Below are 18,333 nucleotides of genomic sequence, written 5' to 3'. Positions count from 1 at the left end.
CAAAAGTGGTCCCGGTTCTGGGACAACACGGCAAAGACTAGCACGCCGCCAGCGCCCTCTCCTGCTTGACGCGTTCCTTGAGCGCGGCCGAAATATCGGGATAGCGCTTGCCGATCTCGCCGAAGGTGGCGCAGGCGACATCCTTCTGCTTGAGGCCGACCAGCGACACGCCAAGCTTCAGGAGCATGTCAGGCGCCTTCTTGGCCTTCGGATAGTCCTTGCTGGCGGAGAGGAAAACCTCGGCAGCGTCATGATACTTCTGCTGGCCAAGCAGCGATTCGCCAAGCCAGTAATGCGCGTCCGCCGCCTTGGCGTCCTTCGGGAACCGGGCGATGTGGTCGCGAAAACCCTGCTCGGCGGTGCTGTAGTCGCCCGACAGGATGAACTGGTAGGAGTTGCGGTAGATCTCTTCCGGGTTGTTGGTGGCAGGCAGCGCCGCCACCACCGTGCCGTCCGACTTGCCGGTCTTAGCCCCGGCAGCCGGCGCCTCGGCGGCGGGAGCCGCACCTTCCGCCGGCGCCGCTGCCTGCGTGTTGCCGCCGGCGTCGATTACATTGCCGTTCTTGTCGACGGTAATGGTGCCGAAGGTCTTGGGCGGCGTGCCGTTGATCACCTTGCCGGGATCGCCGGTCTGCGATTCGACGATGACCTCGCCGACGCTCTGGCCGCCATCCGGCTGCGCGCCGGCATCGGCCGGCGCCTGGTCTGCCGGGGCCTCGGCGACGCCGGTGCCCGCGCCACCGTCCTGCGGCGCGGCCTCCGATTTCTTCTGGGCCGGCGGCTGCCCGCTGGAGCCGCCTTCCAACTGCTGGAAGCGGAACTCGTTGTCTTCCTGCTGCTTGCGCATCTGCTCCTGCATCTGCAGGATCTGGAAGTTGAGTTCCTCGAGCTTGCCGTTCATCTGCCGGAGCTGATCTTCCAGCCCCGCGGCGGCGGTGCCGTCCTGCTGCTGCGCGATCTGTTGCTGCTCCGGCTTCTCCTTCTTGCCGAAAATGCCGAGCGTCGGCAGATGGAAGGAAAAGCCGCTATCCGCGGGTTGTCCGGTGCCGCTCGCAGAAGCCGCGAAGCCTGATACGAGCAGCAGCGCAAGCGTGCCGCTCAAGACCGATCTGAAATGCATGTGCCTCTCGCCGTGAAAATCGTGAGCCTGTTCGCGCCTTCCGATCAAAGTGGGACCGGCACGACGCCCTCGGCTCTTAGCAGGAGGCGAGACTTCGGCCAAATTTTGTTTCCGGGTTTGTTTCCGGGGCCGAAAGTGAAAAAGGCGGCCACAAGGCCGCCTTTCGCATGGAGGTGTTGCAATTATGCGACTAAGGCACCGCCGTCTTGCCTATCAGGAGCCGGCGCCGGAGAGCGTGGTGACCGCGCGGCGATTCTGCGACCAGCAGGAGATGTCGTCGCAGACCGCGACCGGACGTTCCTTGCCGTAGGAAATCGTCTTCAATCGGCTCGCCGAGACGCCCCTGGCGACCAGGAAGTCGCGAGTGGCGGCGGCGCGGCGGGCGCCGAGAGCCAGATTGTATTCACGTGTGCCACGTTCGTCGGCATGGCCTTCGACGACAATGGCGTACTGCTTGTACTGGTTGAGCCACTGCGCCTGGCGCGACAGCGTCGTCTGCGCATCCGCGCGGATTGCGGTCGAGTCCGTGTCGAAGAAGATGCGGTCGCCAATGTTGACGGTGAAGTCCTGCGCCGAGCCCGGCGTTGCGGCACCCACGCCATTGAGGCCGAGATCGGCAGCGTTGTTCGGGGTTTTCTTCGAGGCGCAACCGGTGATGGCGAGCATCGCGATCAGGGCGATCATCGCCGGGTTTCTGGTAAGTGCTGCGATACGGCCCATGCCGCCTCTCCTTCGTATTCGAGTGATCGTATTTCGAGTGATTTCGTTGATCACCCAGTAACCACGTTTGGGTTAACCGGCATTCAAGAAATACGGTTAATGTTTGGTTTCGATCGTCCGTCCACGACCTTCAAATCCACGGTCACAGTTGGCGCGGACCCTAGGCGGAAATGCGGCCGAAACGCGACTAATGAATGGAAAAGGGGCCAAACGGGCCCCTTTTTAGCAGGTGTGGCAATTCGGCCGAACCTACTCCAGCAGCGGCGACCAGGCGGGATCCGACGCGAAATTCGCGGTCGGGATCGACTGTTCGTTGCGGCCGGTGAGATCGACGGAAACCAGTTTTGGGCCGCCGGCGGAGTCGCGGAAGAACATCAGCACGCGGCCGTTGGGCGCCCAGGTCGGTCCCTCCTGCTGGAAGCCCGAGGAGAGGATGCGCTCGCCCGAACCGTCGGTCTTCATGACGCCGATCTGGAATTCGCCGCCGGTCTGCTTGGTGAAGGCGACGAGGTCGCCGCGCGGCGACCACACCGGCGTCGAATAGACGCCGTCGCCGAACGAAATGCGGGTCTGGCCCGAGCCGTCGGCGCCCATCACATAAATCTGCGCACGGCCGCCACGATCGGAAGTGAATACCACCTTGCTGCCGTCGGGCGAATAAGAGGGCGAGGTGTCGATGGCGGTCGAGTTGGTCAGCCGGGTGGTCGAGCGGCTTCGCAGATCCATGGCGAAGATGTTGGAATTGCCGTCATCGCGCAGCAGGCTCATGATCACCTTCTGGCCGTCGGGCGAGAAGCGCGGCGCAAAGGTCATGCCGGGAAAGTTGCCGACCAGTTCGCGCTGTCCGGTCTCGATCTGCAGCAGATAGACCCGCGGCTGGCCGCTTTCGTACGACATGTAAGTGATTTCCTGCCGGTTCGGCGAGAAACGCGGTGTCAGCACGATCGAGCGGCCGTCCGAGAGATAGCGCACATTGGCGCCGTCCTGGTCCATGATGGCGAGCCGCTTCTTGCGCGCATTCTTGGCGCCGGATTCGTCGATGAAGACGACGCGGGTGTCGAAATAGCCCTTCTCGCCGGTGAGCCTCTCGTAGATCGCATCGGCGATGATGTGGGCGACGCGGCGCTGATTGGCATCATTGGCGAAGAACTGTTCGCCCGACATCTGTTGGCCGGCAAAAGTATCCCACAGTCTGTATTGGGCGCGGATGCGGCCGTCCGCCTCCTTTGCGACACTGCCGGTAACCAGCGCCTGCGCATTGATCACCTTCCAGTCGTCGAAGCGCGGCTGCGCATCCGGATTGGCGATCTTCTCGATGAAGGCGTTCTTGTCTATCGGTGCGAACAGGCCTGAGCGTTTCAGGTCGGCGCTGACGATATCGGAAATCTGGGCGCCAAGCTCACCTTGAAAATCGGTGATTGCGATCGGCAACGGTTCGACATTGCCCTTGTTGACGTTGATCTCGACGAGTGCTCGCGCCGGCAAGGTGGCAACGGCAGTCATGCCCAGCGCCATGGCTGCAATCGTCAGGAGCGGCTTGAGGATGGATTTCATGTCTTCTCGCTTCTCGTAACTGATTTTGTGGATACCAGGCCTAGAGCCCCAGCATCTCCCTGGGGTCGAAAGTGACTCGAACCTGGGCCCAGATATCATGCTTGCCGGCAGGAACTTGCAAGCCAGCCATGTTTGCCTTCTGGACGGCACGTACCGCACTCTCGTCGAATTGGCGGTTTCCGCTCGATTTTTCGACGGTCGGACGGCCTTCGAGCTTGCCGGAGGCATCGAGATTGAACACGATCACGGCGACGAAGTTTTCCGAGCCCTCAACCCCCACCGGAAGGGTCCAGCTATTGCCCAGCTGATCCGACAAAGTGCCCATTTCGGCCTGCGACAGTTTCTGGCCCTGGGTCTTGTCGGCGCCGAGCGACGCCTGCTGCGTCGAGCGCTTGGCGCCGCCGCCAGAAGGCTTCTGCTTGTCGAGCAGAGCAGTGATCTCACCTTCATTGAACTGCTTTTCCTCGGACTTCGGCTTCGACGAGGCTTCCTTGACCGGCTTGTCGGCGTCCTTGCGGTCCGGAGCCCTCGCGCTTTCAGCCTGCGCCGGTTGCGGCTTCGGCCGTGCTTCCGGAGCAGGAGCGGAAGTCGGAAGCTGCGCTTCTTCCAGAGGCTGCTGATCCGATATGGCTTCGGCGACCGCGTCGGGCTTCACGCGGGGCTTCGGCTCTATGGCGGCGGTCGTGTCCGGCTGCGGTGTTGGTGCAGGCTCCCTCACCGGGGTCGGCTTCGGTTCAACCTGTTTCACCGGCTCGGGCTTGACCTCTTCCTTCGGCTGCGGCGTTGGTGCCACCTCCGTCGCCGGCGTCGGCTTCGGCACTTCCTTCGGTTTCGGCGCGTCCTCGGGTTTCGGCTTCTCGGTCGGCGTCGGAGCCGGGGCAAGGGCCGCTGTTTTCTCCACCGGCTTCGGCTTGGGCTCGTCCGTCACCGGCTTGTCGGTATCAACGCTGTTCTCGCCGATCTTCTGTGCATCTGGCACGATGTCGGGACGCTTGGTCGGCATCGGCGCCGGCTTTTCATGCATCACCGTCTTCTTGTCGCCCTGCAGCGTCTGCGCAATGGCTTCCATGGGAACGATGTCGACCGCTATCGACTCGACATCCGTGGACGGCAGCGCGGCCGGCGCCGACAGGGTGAACAGGCCGAAAGCCAGTGCCACCGTATGCAGTATCACCGATGTGGTGAGGCCGGTCTTCATCGTGCGTCTACTGATCCTGTTGCTGCAGTGAAATCAGGCCGATATTCTTGTAGCCGGCGGCCTGGATGAGGGCCATGACCTCCATCGCGGCGCCATAGTTGGTCGCCTTGTCGCCTCGGATGAAGATGCGCTCTTCGTAGCCGGTCTTGGAAATCGCCTGCAGTTTGGCGACCAGCTCTTCCCTTGGGATTTCGGTCTCCTGCAGGAAAATCTTGCCGGCCGCGTCGATCGAAACGGTGATCGGCTGGGTGTCGGCGTTCATAGCCTTGGCCTTAGTCTCCGGCAGGTCGACCGGCACGCCGACCGTCAACATAGGTGCGGCGACCATGAAGATGATCAAGAGCACCAGCATCACGTCGACCATCGGCGTGACGTTGATTTCCGACATCAATGCATGGTGGCGGCCGCGCCGCCTGTGCCCGCGTCCGCCGCGTCCTGCCATGCCAACCGACATACCCATCTTCTTACCTCAGCCCTTAGGCGCTACTTTTTCATCGATTTGGCGCGAGAGTATGGCGGAGAACTCGTCCGAGAACCCTTCCATCCGCACCGCGATCTTGTTCGCGTCGGATGACAGCTTGTTGTAGGCGATAACCGCCGGAATGGCGGCGAGCAGACCGATGGCCGTCGCCAGCAGCGCTTCGGCAATGCCGGGTGCGACAACCGCGAGACTGGTGTTCTTCGAACCGGCAATCGCCTGGAACGAGGTCATGATGCCGATGACGGTGCCGAACAGGCCGATGAAGGGTGCGGCCGAACCAGTGGTAGCGAGAAAGCCGAGACGGCCCTCCAGCTTCTCCATCTCGCGCGTCAACGCCAGGTCCATCGCCTTGTCGATGCGGGTCTGCAGGCCGAGCGGCGATTTGGCCCCCTTCTCGAAGCTCTTCTTCCATTCGCGCATGGCGGCGACGAAGATCGCACCCATGCCCGTGGTCTTGCGGTCGGCAAGCGTGCGATAGAGTTCTTCCAGCGACTGCCCCGACCAGAACACCTGTTCGAAGCGATTGAGCGACAGACGCATGCGGGCATAGCTGACCAGCTTGTCGACGATGATCGCCCAGGTCCAGACCGAGGCGCAGAGCAGACCGATCATGACCAGCTTGACCACCCAGCTGGCCTGTGTGAACAGCGCCCAAATCGACAATTGCGCTGCCGGATCGGCGAGTGCGGTAGTTTCCATGCTTCAGTCCTTAAGATTTTCCGGGCATCGCTGGCGGCTGGCCCATGGGCATCCCTTGTGGTCCGTTCGCGCTTGGCTTCCGGATTAACCCCAAAATGCACCGTTGGCGGCCTTTTCAGGGCAAATATTGGTGAAAGGAAGGCGCGCGGATTCTTCCAATCTTCATCAATCTCTTCATGAACCGTTATGGTTAAGGATGGGTTAGGAAATATGGCGCGGCGCATTGCCGCGCCCAGCGACGCCGCTGGCCGTCCATCCACAATCGAATGCGTTGCCGATTGGCCGCTCGTTGCCGGCCGGCAGGCCTTGATATCAGCTTGCTCTTGGTAGAAAGGCCGCGATCCATTCTTTCGGAAAGCGTTTCGGCCGGCCGTTGTCGCCGATGATCGCCGCCTCGACCTTTGCTTCGACCAGTACCTCTGTCCCGCGCTTCAGCTGCTGCGCCATGACGATGCGGGCGCCGGAAATATCCTGCGTCGATGTGTCGATGGTCAGAATATCATCCATGCGGGCAGGCGAGCGGAAGTCGATCTCCATGCGCCGCACCACCCAGACGATGCGTTCGCCGTGCTTGCCTTCGTGAAGTTCAGTGTGGTGAACGCCGGCCAGCCTGAGATAGTCCGAGCGGCCGCGCTCGAAGAATTCGAGATAGCGCGCATGGTAGACGACGCCGGAAAAATCGGTGTCGGCATAATAGACTCGCGCTATCAGCCGATGGCCGAATTCCGTCAAGGCTCCGGAAAGCCCGGCAGCAAGCTGCGCCGATTCACCATGATCGTCCATCGCGCTTTCCTTTTTGCCCCCGGCGGGGCACCTGTCTTGCCAAAATCACCAGCGCAGCAAACCGGATGGCACTGTTGACGGCGAGGATCAAGACCTTGATGGCAGCGCTGCTGGTGCTGGCGGCGTCTGCGCTTCCCGGTCAGGCCGCGAGCTTTTCGATGAAGCGCGGCCTCAACCTCGACCAGTGGACGACCTGGGTCGGGGAAGACAAATGGAACGACCGACAAGCCATCCTGCCCTATCCGGAATGGCGCAAGTTCCTCGACGAGGGTGACCTCAAGGCGCTGAAGGCCGCCGGTTTCGACTTTCTGCGCATGCCGGTCGATCCCTCGCCGTTTATGTCGGATCAGACACTGGCGCTGCGTGACGACCTTTATGCCAGCGTGCGGGACTCGGCGCGCATGATCAACCGGGCCGGTCTGAAAGTGATCGTCGACATGCACCTGATCCCGGCCGGCGGCGGCCGCGAGATCGGCATAGGCCAGGTGATGGACGATCCCGCAACCTTCGACGCCTATGTCGAGGTCGTCCGCAAAATGGCGCGCACGCTTGCCACTGAGGACCCGGCGCAGGTCGCTTTCGAGCCGATTAACGAGCCTATCGTCGACTGCGACAGCGATGGCACCAGCCTGTGGCCGGAGCGTCAGCAAAAGCTGTTCGCGGCCGCGCGCGCCTCGGCCACCAGGCTGACGCTGATCCTGACCGGCGCCTGTTATTCCAATGCGGCTTCGCTGGTCAAGATCGACCCAAAGTCGATCCCCGACGACAACATCATCTGGACCTTCCACTCCTACGAGCCGTTCCTGCTGACCCATCAGGGCGCGACCTGGGCCGGCGATTTCATTCTCTATGTTACCGGGCTGCCCTATCCGCTGACCGCGGTGCCGCGCGCCGAGCTCGATGCGACGCTGGATGCGATCCGCGCCAAGATAAAAGCCGAGGCGCCATGGACCAGACGGAACGGCCTGCTCGCCTATCTCGATGAACAAGTCGCCAGCATGGACACGGAGGAAAAGCTGCTCGGCGTCATGGATGCGCCGTTCGAAAAGGTCGAGGCCTGGGCGAAGGCCAACGCCATCAAGCCCGAAAACATCACGCTGGGCGAGTTCGGCATGATCCGGCAGGAGTATGGCAACCCCTATGTGATGCCGCCCAAATACCGCGCGGCCTATGTCAAGGACATGATCGCGCGCGCCGAGGCGCATGGCTTCTCATGGTCGGTGTGGAGTTTTGGCGGCGCCTTCGGCATCGTCGACGCTTTCAACGGCGAAAAGGCCGAACCCGCCGTGATGGATGCGATCCGCTCGCTCCATTCGCCCTAGGGCATGTCGATATTCAGGTCAGGCCGAGGGAAAATGAGGGGTCCGAAAACCGGAACGGAGCGGACTTTGGTCCGTGACTACCGGAAGCGCAGGAACACCTCATTTGCAGGCCGGCATCACCTGAATACCGGCATGCCCTAACCGAGGTCGATCTGCAGGATCTCCGGCCGCATGCCAAAGCGCACCGGCGCGATGCTGAAGCCGAGTCCGCCTGACACGATCAAATTGCGGTCATTCTCGACGACATGGCCATAGGCAAAGCGGTTGCCGAAGCGGGACGGCACCACCGGTGAATAGCCGAACAGCCTGACCTGCCCGCCATGTGTGTGGCCCGACAGCGTCAGCGAAACCCGCCACGGCACTTTCGGGAAAATGTCAGGCTCATGCGCAAGCAGGATGATCGGTGCCTGGTCGGTGATCTTGGCCAGCGTGCCGTCGAGATCGTCCAGGCCTTCAAATCTGTCGCGGCCTGCGGCCTTGTTCGGTAACAGTGCCAGCTGGTCGGCGAGCCCGGCGATCCAGAAGCCGTATCCATCCTTTTGCAGGCGCACGGCGTCGTTCTCCAGAACCGAGATGCCGGATTCCTCCAATGCCTTGCGCGCCACAGTCCCCGCTCCGGCCTGCTGCGCGAAAGGATCGTGCCACCAGTCGTGATTGCCGAGGATCGACAGCACACCAAGCGGCGCCTTCAGTCCTGACAAGGCCGGCGCCCATTCATGGGCCTCCACCCGGTTCGTCACCAGGGACATGCCTGAGAAATAGTCGCCGAGCAGTACGATCAGATCGGGCTTCAGCACGTTCGCATCTTCGACGAGCGAAGCGATCCGCTCAGGCGTCATCCAGGGACGGCAGGCGTGAATATCGGCAAGTGCTACGACGCGCAGCTTGAGATCTGCAGGCCAATGCGGCGGCGTCAGCTGGTAGCGCTTCACATGTGTCAACAGCATCGGCTCGATGCCGACCGCATAGGCACTGAGCGAAGCCAGCGAGAGGAACGAACCTCCGGCGAATTTCAGGAACCCGCGTCTGGTGATCACTTTTCTGGCTCCGACCTTGATCGGAGCAGTTCGCGCCGACATTGCGACGCCCGATACAATCGAGGAATGCGCCTTCACGCTGGCAGGTTTGAGGAGATTCTGCACAGAAATCCGTTCCGAAGAACAAATGTCCGTTACTCTTCCTGGAACAGGTTGATCTGCTGCTGTGCCAGATCCTTTGGCGCGTCGAGGCCGAGATGGCGCCAGGCGTTGGCGGTCAGCACGCGGCCGCGTGGCGTGCGTTGGATGAAACCCTGCTGGATCAGATAGGGCTCGATAATGTCCTCGATGGCGTCGCGCGGCTCGGAGAGGCCGGCGGCGATGGTTTCGATGCCGACCGGCCCACCACCGAAATTGCGCGCGATCATCGAGAGATAGCGGCGGTCGAGTGCGTCGAGGCCGAGCGCGTCGACCTCGAGCCGGGTGAGAGCTTCGTCGGCAATCTGCTTGTCGACGTGGCCGTCGCCGGCGACGGAGGCGAAATCGCGCACGCGGCGCAACAGCCGGCCGGCGATGCGCGGCGTGCCGCGGGCGCGGCGCGCAATCTCAAGCGCGCCGTCGTCGCCGAGCGGCATTTGTAGGATACGGGCGCCGCGGCGCACGATCTGCTCCAGTTCCTCGACCGAATAGAAATTAAGCCGCACCGGAATGCCGAAGCGATCGCGCAGCGGGTTGGTCAAAAGGCCGAGCCTGGTGGTGGCGGCAACGAGCGTGAAGCGGGCAAGATCGATCTTGACCGAGCGTGCCGCCGGACCTTCGCCGATGATCAGGTCGAGCTGGAAATCCTCCATCGCCGGGTAAAGGATCTCCTCGACTGCCGGATTGAGCCGGTGGATCTCATCGATGAACAGCACATCGCGGTCTTCGAGATTGGTGAGAAGTGCGGCGAGATCGCCGGCCTTGGCGATCACCGGACCGGAGGTCGAGCGGAAATTGACGCCGAGCTCGCGCGCCATGATCTGCGCCAGCGTTGTCTTGCCAAGCCCCGGCGGCCCGACGAACAGCACATGGTCAAGCGCCTCGCTGCGGCCCTTGGCGGCCTCGATGAAGACTTTGAGATTGGCCCGCACTGCGGCCTGGCCGACGAAATCGGCGAGCGTCTGCGGCCGCAAGGTCTGCTCAGCATCCTCGCCGCGCTTTTCCGGGGCAATGAGGCGGGGTGAAAGGCTCATGCGGCCTTCCTCGCACAGGGCAAAGGACCGGACAAGCAATCACTCACCGCGCCAGTTCCTTCAGCCCGAAACGAATGAGCTTCGAGGCATCGGCGTCCTCGCCGGCCGTCTTCAGCGCCGCCGCGACAGCATTGGCTGCTGTGTCGCGCGAATAGCCGAGATTGACCAGCGCCGAGACGGCGTCGGTAATCGGCGCCGGCGCCACGCCTTCGCCGAGCTCCTGCTTAAGGCCGATGGTGCCGGAGGCGGTTCCGGCATAGGCCGGCGCCTTGTTCTTCAACTCGGTGACGATGCGCTCGGCCACCTTCTTGCCGACGCCGGGCGCGCGGCTGACCATGGCGATGTCGCGCAGCGCGATCGCATTGGCGAGGTCTGCCGGCGCCAGCGTCGACAGGATGGCCAGCGCCACCTTGGCGCCGACGCCTTGCACATTGCTCATCAACAGCCGGAACCATTCGCGCTCAAGCACCGACTGGAAACCGTAGAGCCGGATCATGTCCTCGCGCACATAGGTCTCGATGAACAGCACCACCGCCTCGCCGGGCGAAGGCAGCGCGGCCAGCGTGCGCGCCGAGCAATAGGCGACATAGCCGACGCCGTGCACATCGACGAGGCAGAAATCCTCCTCGATCTCGTCCAGCGTGCCTTTCAATTTGCCGATCATGCGTGATCCCTCATGCCAGCGCCATCCTGTAGGCGACGCTTTGCCGGTGATGCGCGTGGCAGATGGCGATAGCCAACGCGTCTGCGGCATGTTCGGTGTCGAAAACGGCTTTCGGCAACAGCACCTTTACCATCATGTGGATCTGCTTCTTGTCGCCATGGCCAACGCCGATCACCGCCTTCTTGACGGCATTGGGGGCATATTCGGCCACAACAAGGCCGGCGCGCGCCGGCACCAGCATGGCTATGCCGCGCGCCTGGCCGAGCTTCAGTGTCGCCACCGCATCCTTGTTGACGAAGGTTTGCTCGACGGCCGCTTCCTGGGGCATGGCCGCATGCAGGATCTCGGCCAGCCCGTCATGCAATTGGCAGAGCCGTGTCGCCAGCGCCGCCTTGTCGTCGGAGCGTACAGTGCCGGAGCTGATAAAGCGCAGCGAGTTGCCGAGGCTCTCGACGATGCCCCAGCCGGTGCGCCTCAGCCCCGGATCGATACCGATAATGCGAATCGCTTCCCTCATGCGCGAAGTCTACCTCCGGCGCACAGCGATGTCAGCGAAATGTGAACAAACCGGAAACGGAGGCGTTTAACCTCGAGCGAAAGCCGTGTTCAGCAGCGTGATCTGGTCGGAAACCGGATTGGCGCGGCGGGCGGCGGCAGGCGTCTCGGCAAACGCGCCGCCATAGATCTCTTCGTCCATGCGGCGCACCAGCGCCTGCAGGCGCAGCGAGCGGGTGACGAGGTCGAGGAAATCCTTCGGCAGTTCGCCCCAGCCGACCGCTTCGTCATGCGCCGAGGCGGTGTCGAGACGCACCTTGGATTTTTCCGAAGCGACCTGGTCGCGGGTCATCTCGCCGGAATTTGCCGCCCGCTGCAAAAGCAGCCAGGAGGCGACTTGCATCAACCTTGTGGTCAGCCGCATCGATTCGGCCGCATAGAGCGTCGCCGCCAGCCTGGACAGCTTCTTGGCCTCGGCCCGGCCCTTGCCGTCAAGATACTCGGCTGCCTGTTCGACCAGGCCCATGCCTTCCTGGTAGAGCGGTTTGAAGGATTGGGAGAAAACCCGGCGTTCCGCCAGCTTGATGGTTTTCGCGATGCCCTTCGAAGGCTCGTTCATCGATACGCCCCTGCACTGCCCCGTCGGCTGATTCGGCTTCTCGCCGTCACGCCGGCACCCTAGATGACTGAAGCTTGAAAATGCGCTTCGCCGCCGGCGAAGGCAAGCACATGTTTAACAAACGGTTAACGCCTGCGCAGGGGCGCCAAGCGGACCAAAAGCAGACAAAAAAAGAGCCGCGGATAAGGCGGCTCTCAGGAGTTTAACAGGGAGGCGTCAAACGAAGTGGCTCCAACCACTCGGTAAGAATCCAGATCACTGGATGGACATAGTAAACACCTGTAAAGCTTAATGAACCCTTAACGGCGCGGATATTTCTTGATCGACCGCTGCCCTTCTGTGCCGTATCAGCACAACGGTGCCCTAAGCCTGATCGTCGGCTTGTTCATGCCTTCTTCCACACAGCCGGCAAGGAAATGAAGGCGAACAGCAGCATTGCCGCATAAAACCCCATCGAGGAGGAAGCCAGCACCGGCTCGATCTCCGGATGGCCGGCAAGTTCAAAGTAAAGCCCAATCATCAGTGCGATGCCGCAGATTGCCGTCAGCCAGAAATGCACGACGGCAATCGTCTTTTGCCCGACCGCTGGAAACAGGTGGTAGAAGAAGGCAAACACCGCCGACATCAGCCAGCCCGCCACCATGGTGTGCGCGTGGGTCGGCATCTGCCCATGGTCATTGGAGATCGCCATATGCAGGCCGAGCGCCATGCCGCACAGGGAATAGATGACGGCCAGGGTGAAGAAATTTCGTGCTACGCCTTGCATGGGATACCCTCGTTGGTTGTTGCAGACTTGGTCCGACCGCGCGCGGCCAAAATGGAGCGTCGGTCGCGAGCGGCTTAGTCCCCGCAGGTTTCAGGATCATGCCGCGAAACCAGCCAATGCCGACACGGCGTTTATCCGGCAAATGCCGGGTATTGTGCGGGCTGGCGGTAAAATCCGGCGACGGCGCCACCGCAACAAGCCGGCACCCACGCGGCATCTTCTGGATACATGTACGGAGATAATCCGCCCTCCTTCGGAAGCAGACGCGCGAAAGCAGCGTTTACCCCCGGAACGATGCACAAGGAGCGGCAATGGACTGGTATTCTCTCTTCAAATTCCTGCATGTCATGGCAGCGATCCTCTGGCTCGGCGGCGGTTTCGCCATGCTGCTGGTTTCGATACTCGCCGATCGCGCCGGCGACGACGAGACGCTGATGGTCATGCTGAGAACGACGGACAAACTCGGCTTGCGTCTGTTCGTGCCGGCGTCTATCGCGACCCTGGCTTCTGGTCTGGTGCTGACTTCGCTATGGACCGGCTTCTCCGACCTTTGGGTCGTCATCGGCCTTTGCGGCTACGCCGCCGCGTTTCTGACCGGTATCCTCGTGCTGAAGCCTTCGTTCGAAAAGCTTGCCACAATGCTTGCCGCGGACGGCATGACCCCGGCTGCCATAGCGTTTGGGCGCCGCATGATACGGATCGTCAAGTTCGATTTCGTCATCATGATCGTCGTCGTCGCCGACATGGTGCTGAAGCCGACCGCGCACGACATCGCCACTCTCGGCGCCATGGCGGTCGTGGTCGTTGGTGGTGCATCGCTGACTTTTGCGAGCGCCCCGCGAACCAAACCGGCAGCCGCCTGAGCGGGATTTAGAGCAGGCCGGCGATCCCGTCCCAAAGCAGCTTGACCGCGACCACGGCCACGGTCGCGTAGGTGAAGGGATAAAAAATCTCCGGCCGCATGCGCCGCACCAGCCAGGCGCCGGCGATGGTGGCCAGCGGCGCCAGCGGCATCAGCACGGCCGACGCCGTCAGGTTGGCGGTGTCGAACTGGCCAAGCGCGAAGTAGGGGATCAGCTTCAGCGCGTTGGTGGCGGCAAAGAAGATCGCCGATGTCCCTGACAGCACCTTCGGATCGAGCCGGATCGGCAGCGCATAGACCTGGAAGGGGGGCCCGCCGACATGGGCGACGAAGCTGGTGAAGCCGGCGACGGTGCCCCAGAAGGCGGCGGCGATGCGGTTGGGCGCCGCCGCATGGTCGGAACCGTGGCGGAACTGGAGATAGAGCCAGCGCAGCACGAAGATCAGCGCGACAGCGCCGACGATCAGCCGCACCATCTCTTCGGTGACGAGCGCTGCCGTCAGCCAGCCGAGCCCAATGCCGATCACCGCGCCCGGCATCATGTCGACCAGCATCTTTCTGTCATACACACCCCACCACGTCCACACCGAAACGATGTCCATCAGGCACAGGATCGGCAGCAGGATGGCCGCCGCCTGCACCGGCGGCATGGCCAGCGCCATCAAAGGCACGCCAACGAAGCCGACAGCGCCGCCGAAGCCGCCTTTCGACAGCCCGACAAGTATCACCGCCGGAATGGCGGCGGCATAAAACCACGGATCGGCGAGCAGACCTGACATGAGCTGGAAATGGCTGGAGGGAAGACGGTTGCCCTGCAATAGCCCAGAAACCCTTGCGCCGCGACCGGGAAAATGCCGGGCCGGGTCGATCAACTGTGCGTAAAGCGACGGTTCCGGATTTGCGGCAAGATCGCCGCCGATGCATAAGGGCGCCGTCCCCTCTGCATCAGGTTTTGGCCCCAGGTTTTTGACCCCAGGTTTTTGACTCCAGGTTTTGACAATGAGCGAACCCCACATCCGCCGCGCCCAAGCGGCCGACCTGTCTGCCATCGTAGTCATGCTCGCCGACGATCCGCTTGGCCGCAGCCGCGAGGATGCGACCGAACCAGTCGCCAAGGCCTATCGCGACGCCTTTGCCGCAATCGACGCCGACCCCAACCAGTTTCTTGCCGTGATGACGGATAGCGGCCGCGTCATCGGCACGTTGCAGATCAGCTATCTCGCCGGGCTGTCGCTGCAGGGCGCCTTGCGCGGCCAGATCGAGGCTGTGCGCGTCGTCGCAGACCGCCGCGGCGAACGGCTGGGACAGCGTCTGCTGGAATGGGCGATCGAACAGTGCCGTGAACGCGGCTGCAAGATTGTCCAGCTGACCACCAACAAGAGCCGCCAGGACGCGCATCGCTTCTATGACCGGCTCGGCTTCAAGGCCAGCCACATCGGCTACAAGCTGGAGCTTAATTCAGTGGCGGCGGACGGCGCCGGATCGGCTGCGCCTTGATGATGGCGGTGCTGGTCTCCGCCTTGTCGGCGATGCGGTCGAGAAGCTTGTCGAGCTCGCCGATGGAGCGCACGTAGAGCCGGGCCACGAAACAGTCGTCGCCGGTGACCTTGTCGCATTCGCCGAATTCCGGGATCTCCTCGATCAGCTTCTGGACGATATGCAGCTTGCCCGGCAGTGGCCGCACCCGCACGATCGCCTGCAGCGGAAACCCCAGCGCCTCCGGGTCGATCTCGATGGTGAAGGCGCGGATGACGCCGCGTTCCTCGAGCCGCCGCAGCCGTTCCGAGACGCTCGGCGACGACAGCCCGACCTGCTGCGCCAGATCCTTCAACGAAGTCCGCGAATCCAGGATCAGGATGTCGAGAAGCTTTCTGTCCAACTCGTCCAGCATTTTCATCTCCTGGCAAAAGGGCGGCGCAGGCCTTATTAAATAAGGTGTTGTGCGCTTATCACCTTTCATAAGGCATATAAACCCTCAAGGCGGCATGAGATTATGGCCTCAACAGATAGAGGTATTGTCATGGACAACACGGTACGCGGCACGATCGAGATGACGGCGGCGATGACGATCGTCGGCACGATCGGCTGGTTTGTCGTCATGTCGGGCCAGCCCGTCATGGACGTGGTGTTCTGGCGCTGCGCTTTCGGAGCGGTGGCGCTGCTGATCACCTGCGCGGCACTCGGGCTGCTGCGCGGCAGGCTGACGCTGCGCATTGTTGCCATCGCCGCTCTTGGCGGCGCGGCCATCGTCATCAACTGGCTGTTGCTGTTCAGCGCCTTCTCCCGCGCCTCGATCTCGATTGCCACGGCGGTCTACAACACGCAGCCCTTCATGCTGGTCGGCTTCGGCGCGCTGTTCTTCGGCGAGCGGCTGACCCTGGCCAAGCTGACCTGGCTCGGCATCGCCTTCGCCGGCATGCTGCTGATCGTGCAGACAGGGCCCGATGCGGGTGTCGGTTCCGGCATAACCGGCACGGATTATGTCATCGGCATCGTCATGGCGCTCGGAGCGGCCTTCTTCTGGGCTGTCGCGGCAATCGTCGCCAAGAAGCTCAAGGGCACCCCGCCGCATCTGATCGCGCTGATCCAGGTCTGCGTCGGCGTCGTCATGCTGGCGCCCTTCGCCAACCTCTCGCATTTGCCCGCCGATGCCTGGAGCTGGGCCATGCTGGCCACGCTTGGCGTCGTTCACACGGGCCTGGTGTACATATTGATGTACGCCGCCATCCAGAAACTGCCGACGCATCTGCAGGGGTCGCTGTCCTTCATCTATCCTGTCGTTGCGATCCTGGTCGATGTCATGGCCTTCGGCCACCGGCTGCATCCGGCCCAGCTCGTCGGCGCAGCCGCCATCCTGATCGCCGCCGCCGGCATGAATCTCGGCTGGACTTTGTGGAGGGCCAAATCGCCGGCCGAAAGCCCGCAAGCCGTCAAATGAGCCGCAGAGCGTCGGCTCGCCGGCGATCGTAAACCAAAGCCATCGCATCGATCCCCGCCCGCCTGTTCAAGGCGGGCGCTTTGTTCTATGCCGCAATGCAACCATCTTCGCCCGGCATAGGCGAAACCCGGGATCGAAAGCCATGAACGACGCAACACCCCCCAACCGCTGCCGCATCGTGCTGATCGCACCCAAGGACGCTCCGGCGCAGCGCATTGCGGCTGCCTTCGACGGCGGTGATATCGCTTCCCTGATCCTGCCTGAGAACGGCATGGACGAGGCTGCCTTCCAGGCCTTCGCAGAACAGATCGTACCGGCCGCGCAAGCGGCCGGCATCGCCGTCATCATCGCCGGCGATACCCGCATTGCCGGCCGTGTCCAGGCCGACGGCATTCATGTCGAGGTTTCCAAGGACGCGCTCGCCGAGACCATCGAACACTTCCAGGGCAAGATGATGGTCGGCGCCGGCGGCGCCAAGACGCGCGACGACGCGCTGGAACTCGGCGAAACCAGGCCCGACTACATCTTCTTCGGCCGCTTCGGCTACGACAACAAGCCGGAACCGCATCCGCGCAACCTGTCGCTCGGGCAATGGTGGGCGGACGTGATTGAGATCCCTTGCGTCGTCATGGCCGGTTCCGCCATCGCTTCGGTAGAAGCGGTGGCCGCCACTGGCGCCGAGTTCGTGGCGCTGTCCAGCGCCGTCTTGGCCGAAGGCGCCGATCCGAAGGCGGCGATTGCCGCCGCCAATGCGCTGCTCGACCAAACCGCGCCGCGCTTCGAGGGCTGACGTGCGCCGACATGGACTTCCTCTCGCGGTTCTCGTTGCGGCCTTGATGAGCGGGGCAGCGATCGCGGCGGAGACCGTTCCGCTGCCGCAGCCGAGGCCGGACACCAGCGCGCCCGCCCTCAGCGTGCCGGATGCGATCGCTCCCGATGCGGGTGCTCCAAAAGCCGGTGCCACGGATTCCGGCGTCCATATCGACAAGCCGATCGACACCCCGCTGCCGCAGCCGGCGACAACCGCGCCGCTGCCGTCGGCCGACGCCATCAACCCCGAACGTTTCGGCGCCAAGCCGGCGGACCCCGCCTATGGCGCTTTCCAGCGCGGCCTTTACAAGACGGCCTACAATCTGGCGTTGGTGCGAGCTCAGAATGGCGACCCGGCGGCGCAAACGCTGGTGGCCGAGATCCTGTCGCGCGGGTTGGGCGTGCCGCTCAACCCAGCGGAAGCCGCCAAATGGTATGCGCAGGCCGCCGAGCAGGGGATTCCTGAATCGCAGTTCCAGTATGCGCTGATGCTGCTCGACGGCCGCTACGTCAAGAAGGACGAGAAGGGAGCTTATGCGCTGATGCAGGCCGCCGCCGAGGCCGGCAACCGGCTGGCGCAGTTCAACTTCGCGCAATTGCTCGTGCAGCAGGATCCGGGCGCTGCCGGGCGAGCCCGGGCGGTGCCTTATTATGAGCGTGCCGCGGCGACAGGGCTTGCCGACGCCCAGTATGCGATGGCGCAGGTTTATGCCAATGGCGTCGGCGGCAAAACCCGCGACGATGCAAAGGCCCGCAGCTTGCTGGCACAGGCTGCCAGGCAGAACTACGACACCGCGCAGATCGATCTTGCCGCCTGGATGATCGAGGGCCGGGGCGGTGTTCGCGACCTGAAATCCGGCTTCAACTGGATGAAGCAGGCAGCTGAAGGCGGCAATGTCGCTGCCCAGAACCGGTTGGCAAAGCTCTATATGGGCGGCATCGGAACCGACCCCGACCTGATCCTGGCCGGGGCCTGGTATGTGGTCGCCCGCCGCGCCGGCCTTATCGATCCGGAGATGGACGATTTCCTGCAAGGGCTGACCGACGATCAGACAAAGCAAGCCTTGCAGAAGGCCAACCGCCTGCCCTGACA

Annotated in this window: 21 protein-coding genes; 6 read left to right on the top strand and 15 right to left on the bottom strand. The window is 62.9% G+C overall.

All coding sequences use genetic code 11. The annotated features are described in order from the left end of the window. Positions 1-37: 37 nt before the first annotated feature. The 7 genes from ybgF to ybgC form a co-directional block, all read right to left on the bottom strand. Entirely contained in the window at positions 38-1,120 is a 1,083-nt protein-coding gene (gene ybgF / locus NKI10_RS08960; protein ID WP_023694601.1) for a tol-pal system protein YbgF, read from the bottom strand. Positions 1,121-1,333: 213 nt separating this feature from the next. Further along, complete coding sequence (gene pal / locus NKI10_RS08955) at positions 1,334-1,840, bottom strand: peptidoglycan-associated lipoprotein Pal (RefSeq protein WP_352859570.1); 507 nt, start codon at positions 1,838-1,840, stop codon at positions 1,334-1,336. A 249-nt stretch (positions 1,841-2,089) separates the two neighbouring features. Further along, the gene (gene tolB, locus NKI10_RS08950; protein WP_023737860.1) at positions 2,090-3,394 is read right to left on the bottom strand and encodes a Tol-Pal system beta propeller repeat protein TolB; all 1,305 of its coding nucleotides are present in this window, start codon (positions 3,392-3,394) and stop codon (positions 2,090-2,092) included. Between the two features lie 40 nt (positions 3,395-3,434). Next, positions 3,435-4,592: a cell envelope integrity protein TolA gene (gene tolA, locus NKI10_RS08945; RefSeq protein WP_352859568.1), complete on the bottom strand. Its 1,158-nt coding sequence runs from the start codon at positions 4,590-4,592 to the stop codon at positions 3,435-3,437. A 7-nt stretch (positions 4,593-4,599) separates the two neighbouring features. Then, entirely contained in the window at positions 4,600-5,052 is a 453-nt protein-coding gene (gene tolR / locus NKI10_RS08940) for a protein TolR (RefSeq protein WP_023673843.1), read from the bottom strand. Positions 5,053-5,061: 9 nt separating this feature from the next. Then, positions 5,062-5,772, bottom strand: a complete 711-nt coding sequence (tolQ, locus tag NKI10_RS08935) for a protein TolQ (RefSeq protein ID WP_023673844.1) — start codon at positions 5,770-5,772, stop codon at positions 5,062-5,064. A gap of 312 nt (positions 5,773-6,084) precedes the next feature. Beyond that, complete coding sequence (ybgC, locus tag NKI10_RS08930) at positions 6,085-6,555, bottom strand: tol-pal system-associated acyl-CoA thioesterase (protein ID WP_352859566.1); 471 nt, start codon at positions 6,553-6,555, stop codon at positions 6,085-6,087. Between the two features lie 65 nt (positions 6,556-6,620). Here ybgC and NKI10_RS08925 point away from each other — a divergent pair, with 65 nt between their 5' ends. Continuing rightward, positions 6,621-7,877, top strand: coding sequence for a glycoside hydrolase family 5 protein (locus NKI10_RS08925; protein WP_352859563.1), 1,257 nt, complete (start codon positions 6,621-6,623; stop codon positions 7,875-7,877). A gap of 137 nt (positions 7,878-8,014) precedes the next feature. On the opposite strand, the gene NKI10_RS08920 is transcribed toward NKI10_RS08925, so the two are convergent. The 6 genes from NKI10_RS08920 to NKI10_RS08895 all read right to left on the bottom strand — a co-directional run bounded on the left by NKI10_RS08920 (position 8,015) and on the right by NKI10_RS08895 (position 12,630). Next, positions 8,015-8,914: a metallophosphoesterase gene (locus NKI10_RS08920; protein WP_023726179.1), complete on the bottom strand. Its 900-nt coding sequence runs from the start codon at positions 8,912-8,914 to the stop codon at positions 8,015-8,017. A 134-nt stretch (positions 8,915-9,048) separates the two neighbouring features. After that, complete coding sequence (ruvB, locus tag NKI10_RS08915) at positions 9,049-10,086, bottom strand: Holliday junction branch migration DNA helicase RuvB (RefSeq protein WP_023700287.1); 1,038 nt, start codon at positions 10,084-10,086, stop codon at positions 9,049-9,051. Positions 10,087-10,129: 43 nt separating this feature from the next. Further along, positions 10,130-10,750: a Holliday junction branch migration protein RuvA gene (gene ruvA / locus NKI10_RS08910; protein WP_023668770.1), complete on the bottom strand. Its 621-nt coding sequence runs from the start codon at positions 10,748-10,750 to the stop codon at positions 10,130-10,132. Between the two features lie 10 nt (positions 10,751-10,760). Beyond that, positions 10,761-11,267 (bottom strand): crossover junction endodeoxyribonuclease RuvC, encoded by a 507-nt coding sequence (gene ruvC / locus NKI10_RS08905; RefSeq protein ID WP_023668769.1) that lies wholly within the window; start codon positions 11,265-11,267, stop codon positions 10,761-10,763. Between the two features lie 66 nt (positions 11,268-11,333). Then, positions 11,334-11,864 (bottom strand): protease adaptor protein RcdA, encoded by a 531-nt coding sequence (gene rcdA, locus NKI10_RS08900; protein WP_023668768.1) that lies wholly within the window; start codon positions 11,862-11,864, stop codon positions 11,334-11,336. A gap of 385 nt (positions 11,865-12,249) precedes the next feature. Next, positions 12,250-12,630, bottom strand: coding sequence for a hypothetical protein (locus NKI10_RS08895; RefSeq protein ID WP_023668767.1), 381 nt, complete (start codon positions 12,628-12,630; stop codon positions 12,250-12,252). 311 nt (positions 12,631-12,941) lie between these two features. Between NKI10_RS08895 and NKI10_RS08890 the strand changes: the two genes are divergently transcribed. Then, a complete protein-coding gene (locus tag NKI10_RS08890) occupies positions 12,942-13,493 on the top strand; it encodes a DUF2269 family protein (protein ID WP_023750376.1) in 552 nt (183 codons plus the stop codon). A gap of 7 nt (positions 13,494-13,500) precedes the next feature. On the opposite strand, the gene NKI10_RS08885 is transcribed toward NKI10_RS08890, so the two are convergent. Beyond that, the gene (locus NKI10_RS08885) at positions 13,501-14,271 is read right to left on the bottom strand and encodes a sulfite exporter TauE/SafE family protein (RefSeq protein ID WP_023668765.1); all 771 of its coding nucleotides are present in this window, start codon (positions 14,269-14,271) and stop codon (positions 13,501-13,503) included. Between the two features lie 220 nt (positions 14,272-14,491). Here NKI10_RS08885 and NKI10_RS08880 point away from each other — a divergent pair, with 220 nt between their 5' ends. Continuing rightward, complete coding sequence (locus NKI10_RS08880; RefSeq protein ID WP_352859561.1) at positions 14,492-14,989, top strand: GNAT family N-acetyltransferase; 498 nt, start codon at positions 14,492-14,494, stop codon at positions 14,987-14,989. On the opposite strand, the gene NKI10_RS08875 is transcribed toward NKI10_RS08880, so the two are convergent. Then, a complete protein-coding gene (locus NKI10_RS08875; RefSeq protein WP_023704892.1) occupies positions 14,946-15,383 on the bottom strand; it encodes an Lrp/AsnC family transcriptional regulator in 438 nt (145 codons plus the stop codon). The two genes, NKI10_RS08880 and NKI10_RS08875, sit on opposite strands and share 44 nt — an antisense overlap. 129 nt (positions 15,384-15,512) lie before the next feature. On the opposite strand from NKI10_RS08875, the gene NKI10_RS08870 reads away from it, so the two are divergent. The 3 genes from NKI10_RS08870 (at position 15,513) to NKI10_RS08860 (ending at position 18,331) form a co-directional block, all read left to right on the top strand. Continuing rightward, positions 15,513-16,430, top strand: coding sequence for a DMT family transporter (locus NKI10_RS08870; RefSeq protein ID WP_023716071.1), 918 nt, complete (start codon positions 15,513-15,515; stop codon positions 16,428-16,430). Positions 16,431-16,572: 142 nt separating this feature from the next. Beyond that, positions 16,573-17,220, top strand: coding sequence for a thiamine phosphate synthase (locus tag NKI10_RS08865; RefSeq protein WP_023684171.1), 648 nt, complete (start codon positions 16,573-16,575; stop codon positions 17,218-17,220). A 46-nt stretch (positions 17,221-17,266) separates the two neighbouring features. Further along, entirely contained in the window at positions 17,267-18,331 is a 1,065-nt protein-coding gene (locus tag NKI10_RS08860; protein ID WP_352859559.1) for a tetratricopeptide repeat protein, read from the top strand. Positions 18,332-18,333 lie beyond the last annotated feature (2 nt).

The organism is Mesorhizobium sp. M0802 (assembly GCF_040320115.1).
Lineage (GTDB): Bacteria > Pseudomonadota > Alphaproteobacteria > Rhizobiales > Rhizobiaceae > Mesorhizobium.
This window is presented reverse-complemented; position numbering and strand designations above follow the sequence as displayed.

What these genes read in the sequence shown, in the direction of transcription:
- ybgF (WP_023694601.1), bottom strand. Translation starts at nt 1,120, where the DNA reads ATGCATTTCAGATCGGTCTTGAGCGGCACGCTTGCGCTGCTGCTCGTA.
- pal (WP_352859570.1), bottom strand. Translation starts at nt 1,840, where the DNA reads ATGGGCCGTATCGCAGCACTTACCAGAAACCCGGCGATGATCGCCCTG.
- tolB (WP_023737860.1), bottom strand. Translation starts at nt 3,394, where the DNA reads ATGAAATCCATCCTCAAGCCGCTCCTGACGATTGCAGCCATGGCGCTG.
- tolA (WP_352859568.1), bottom strand. Translation starts at nt 4,592, where the DNA reads ATGAAGACCGGCCTCACCACATCGGTGATACTGCATACGGTGGCACTG.
- tolR (WP_023673843.1), bottom strand. Translation starts at nt 5,052, where the DNA reads ATGGGTATGTCGGTTGGCATGGCAGGACGCGGCGGACGCGGGCACAGG.
- tolQ (WP_023673844.1), bottom strand. Translation starts at nt 5,772, where the DNA reads ATGGAAACTACCGCACTCGCCGATCCGGCAGCGCAATTGTCGATTTGG.
- ybgC (WP_352859566.1), bottom strand. Translation starts at nt 6,555, where the DNA reads ATGGACGATCATGGTGAATCGGCGCAGCTTGCTGCCGGGCTTTCCGGA.
- NKI10_RS08925 (WP_352859563.1), top strand. Translation starts at nt 6,621, where the DNA reads ATGGCACTGTTGACGGCGAGGATCAAGACCTTGATGGCAGCGCTGCTG.
- ruvB (WP_023700287.1), bottom strand. Translation starts at nt 10,086, where the DNA reads ATGAGCCTTTCACCCCGCCTCATTGCCCCGGAAAAGCGCGGCGAGGAT.
- ruvA (WP_023668770.1), bottom strand. Translation starts at nt 10,750, where the DNA reads ATGATCGGCAAATTGAAAGGCACGCTGGACGAGATCGAGGAGGATTTC.
- ruvC (WP_023668769.1), bottom strand. Translation starts at nt 11,267, where the DNA reads ATGAGGGAAGCGATTCGCATTATCGGTATCGATCCGGGGCTGAGGCGC.
- rcdA (WP_023668768.1), bottom strand. Translation starts at nt 11,864, where the DNA reads ATGAACGAGCCTTCGAAGGGCATCGCGAAAACCATCAAGCTGGCGGAA.
- NKI10_RS08895 (WP_023668767.1), bottom strand. Translation starts at nt 12,630, where the DNA reads ATGCAAGGCGTAGCACGAAATTTCTTCACCCTGGCCGTCATCTATTCC.
- NKI10_RS08890 (WP_023750376.1), top strand. Translation starts at nt 12,942, where the DNA reads ATGGACTGGTATTCTCTCTTCAAATTCCTGCATGTCATGGCAGCGATC.
- NKI10_RS08885 (WP_023668765.1), bottom strand. Translation starts at nt 14,271, where the DNA reads ATGTCAGGTCTGCTCGCCGATCCGTGGTTTTATGCCGCCGCCATTCCG.
- NKI10_RS08880 (WP_352859561.1), top strand. Translation starts at nt 14,492, where the DNA reads ATGAGCGAACCCCACATCCGCCGCGCCCAAGCGGCCGACCTGTCTGCC.
- NKI10_RS08875 (WP_023704892.1), bottom strand. Translation starts at nt 15,383, where the DNA reads ATGCTGGACGAGTTGGACAGAAAGCTTCTCGACATCCTGATCCTGGAT.
- NKI10_RS08870 (WP_023716071.1), top strand. Translation starts at nt 15,513, where the DNA reads ATGGACAACACGGTACGCGGCACGATCGAGATGACGGCGGCGATGACG.
- NKI10_RS08865 (WP_023684171.1), top strand. Translation starts at nt 16,573, where the DNA reads ATGAACGACGCAACACCCCCCAACCGCTGCCGCATCGTGCTGATCGCA.
- NKI10_RS08860 (WP_352859559.1), top strand. Translation starts at nt 17,267, where the DNA reads ATGAGCGGGGCAGCGATCGCGGCGGAGACCGTTCCGCTGCCGCAGCCG.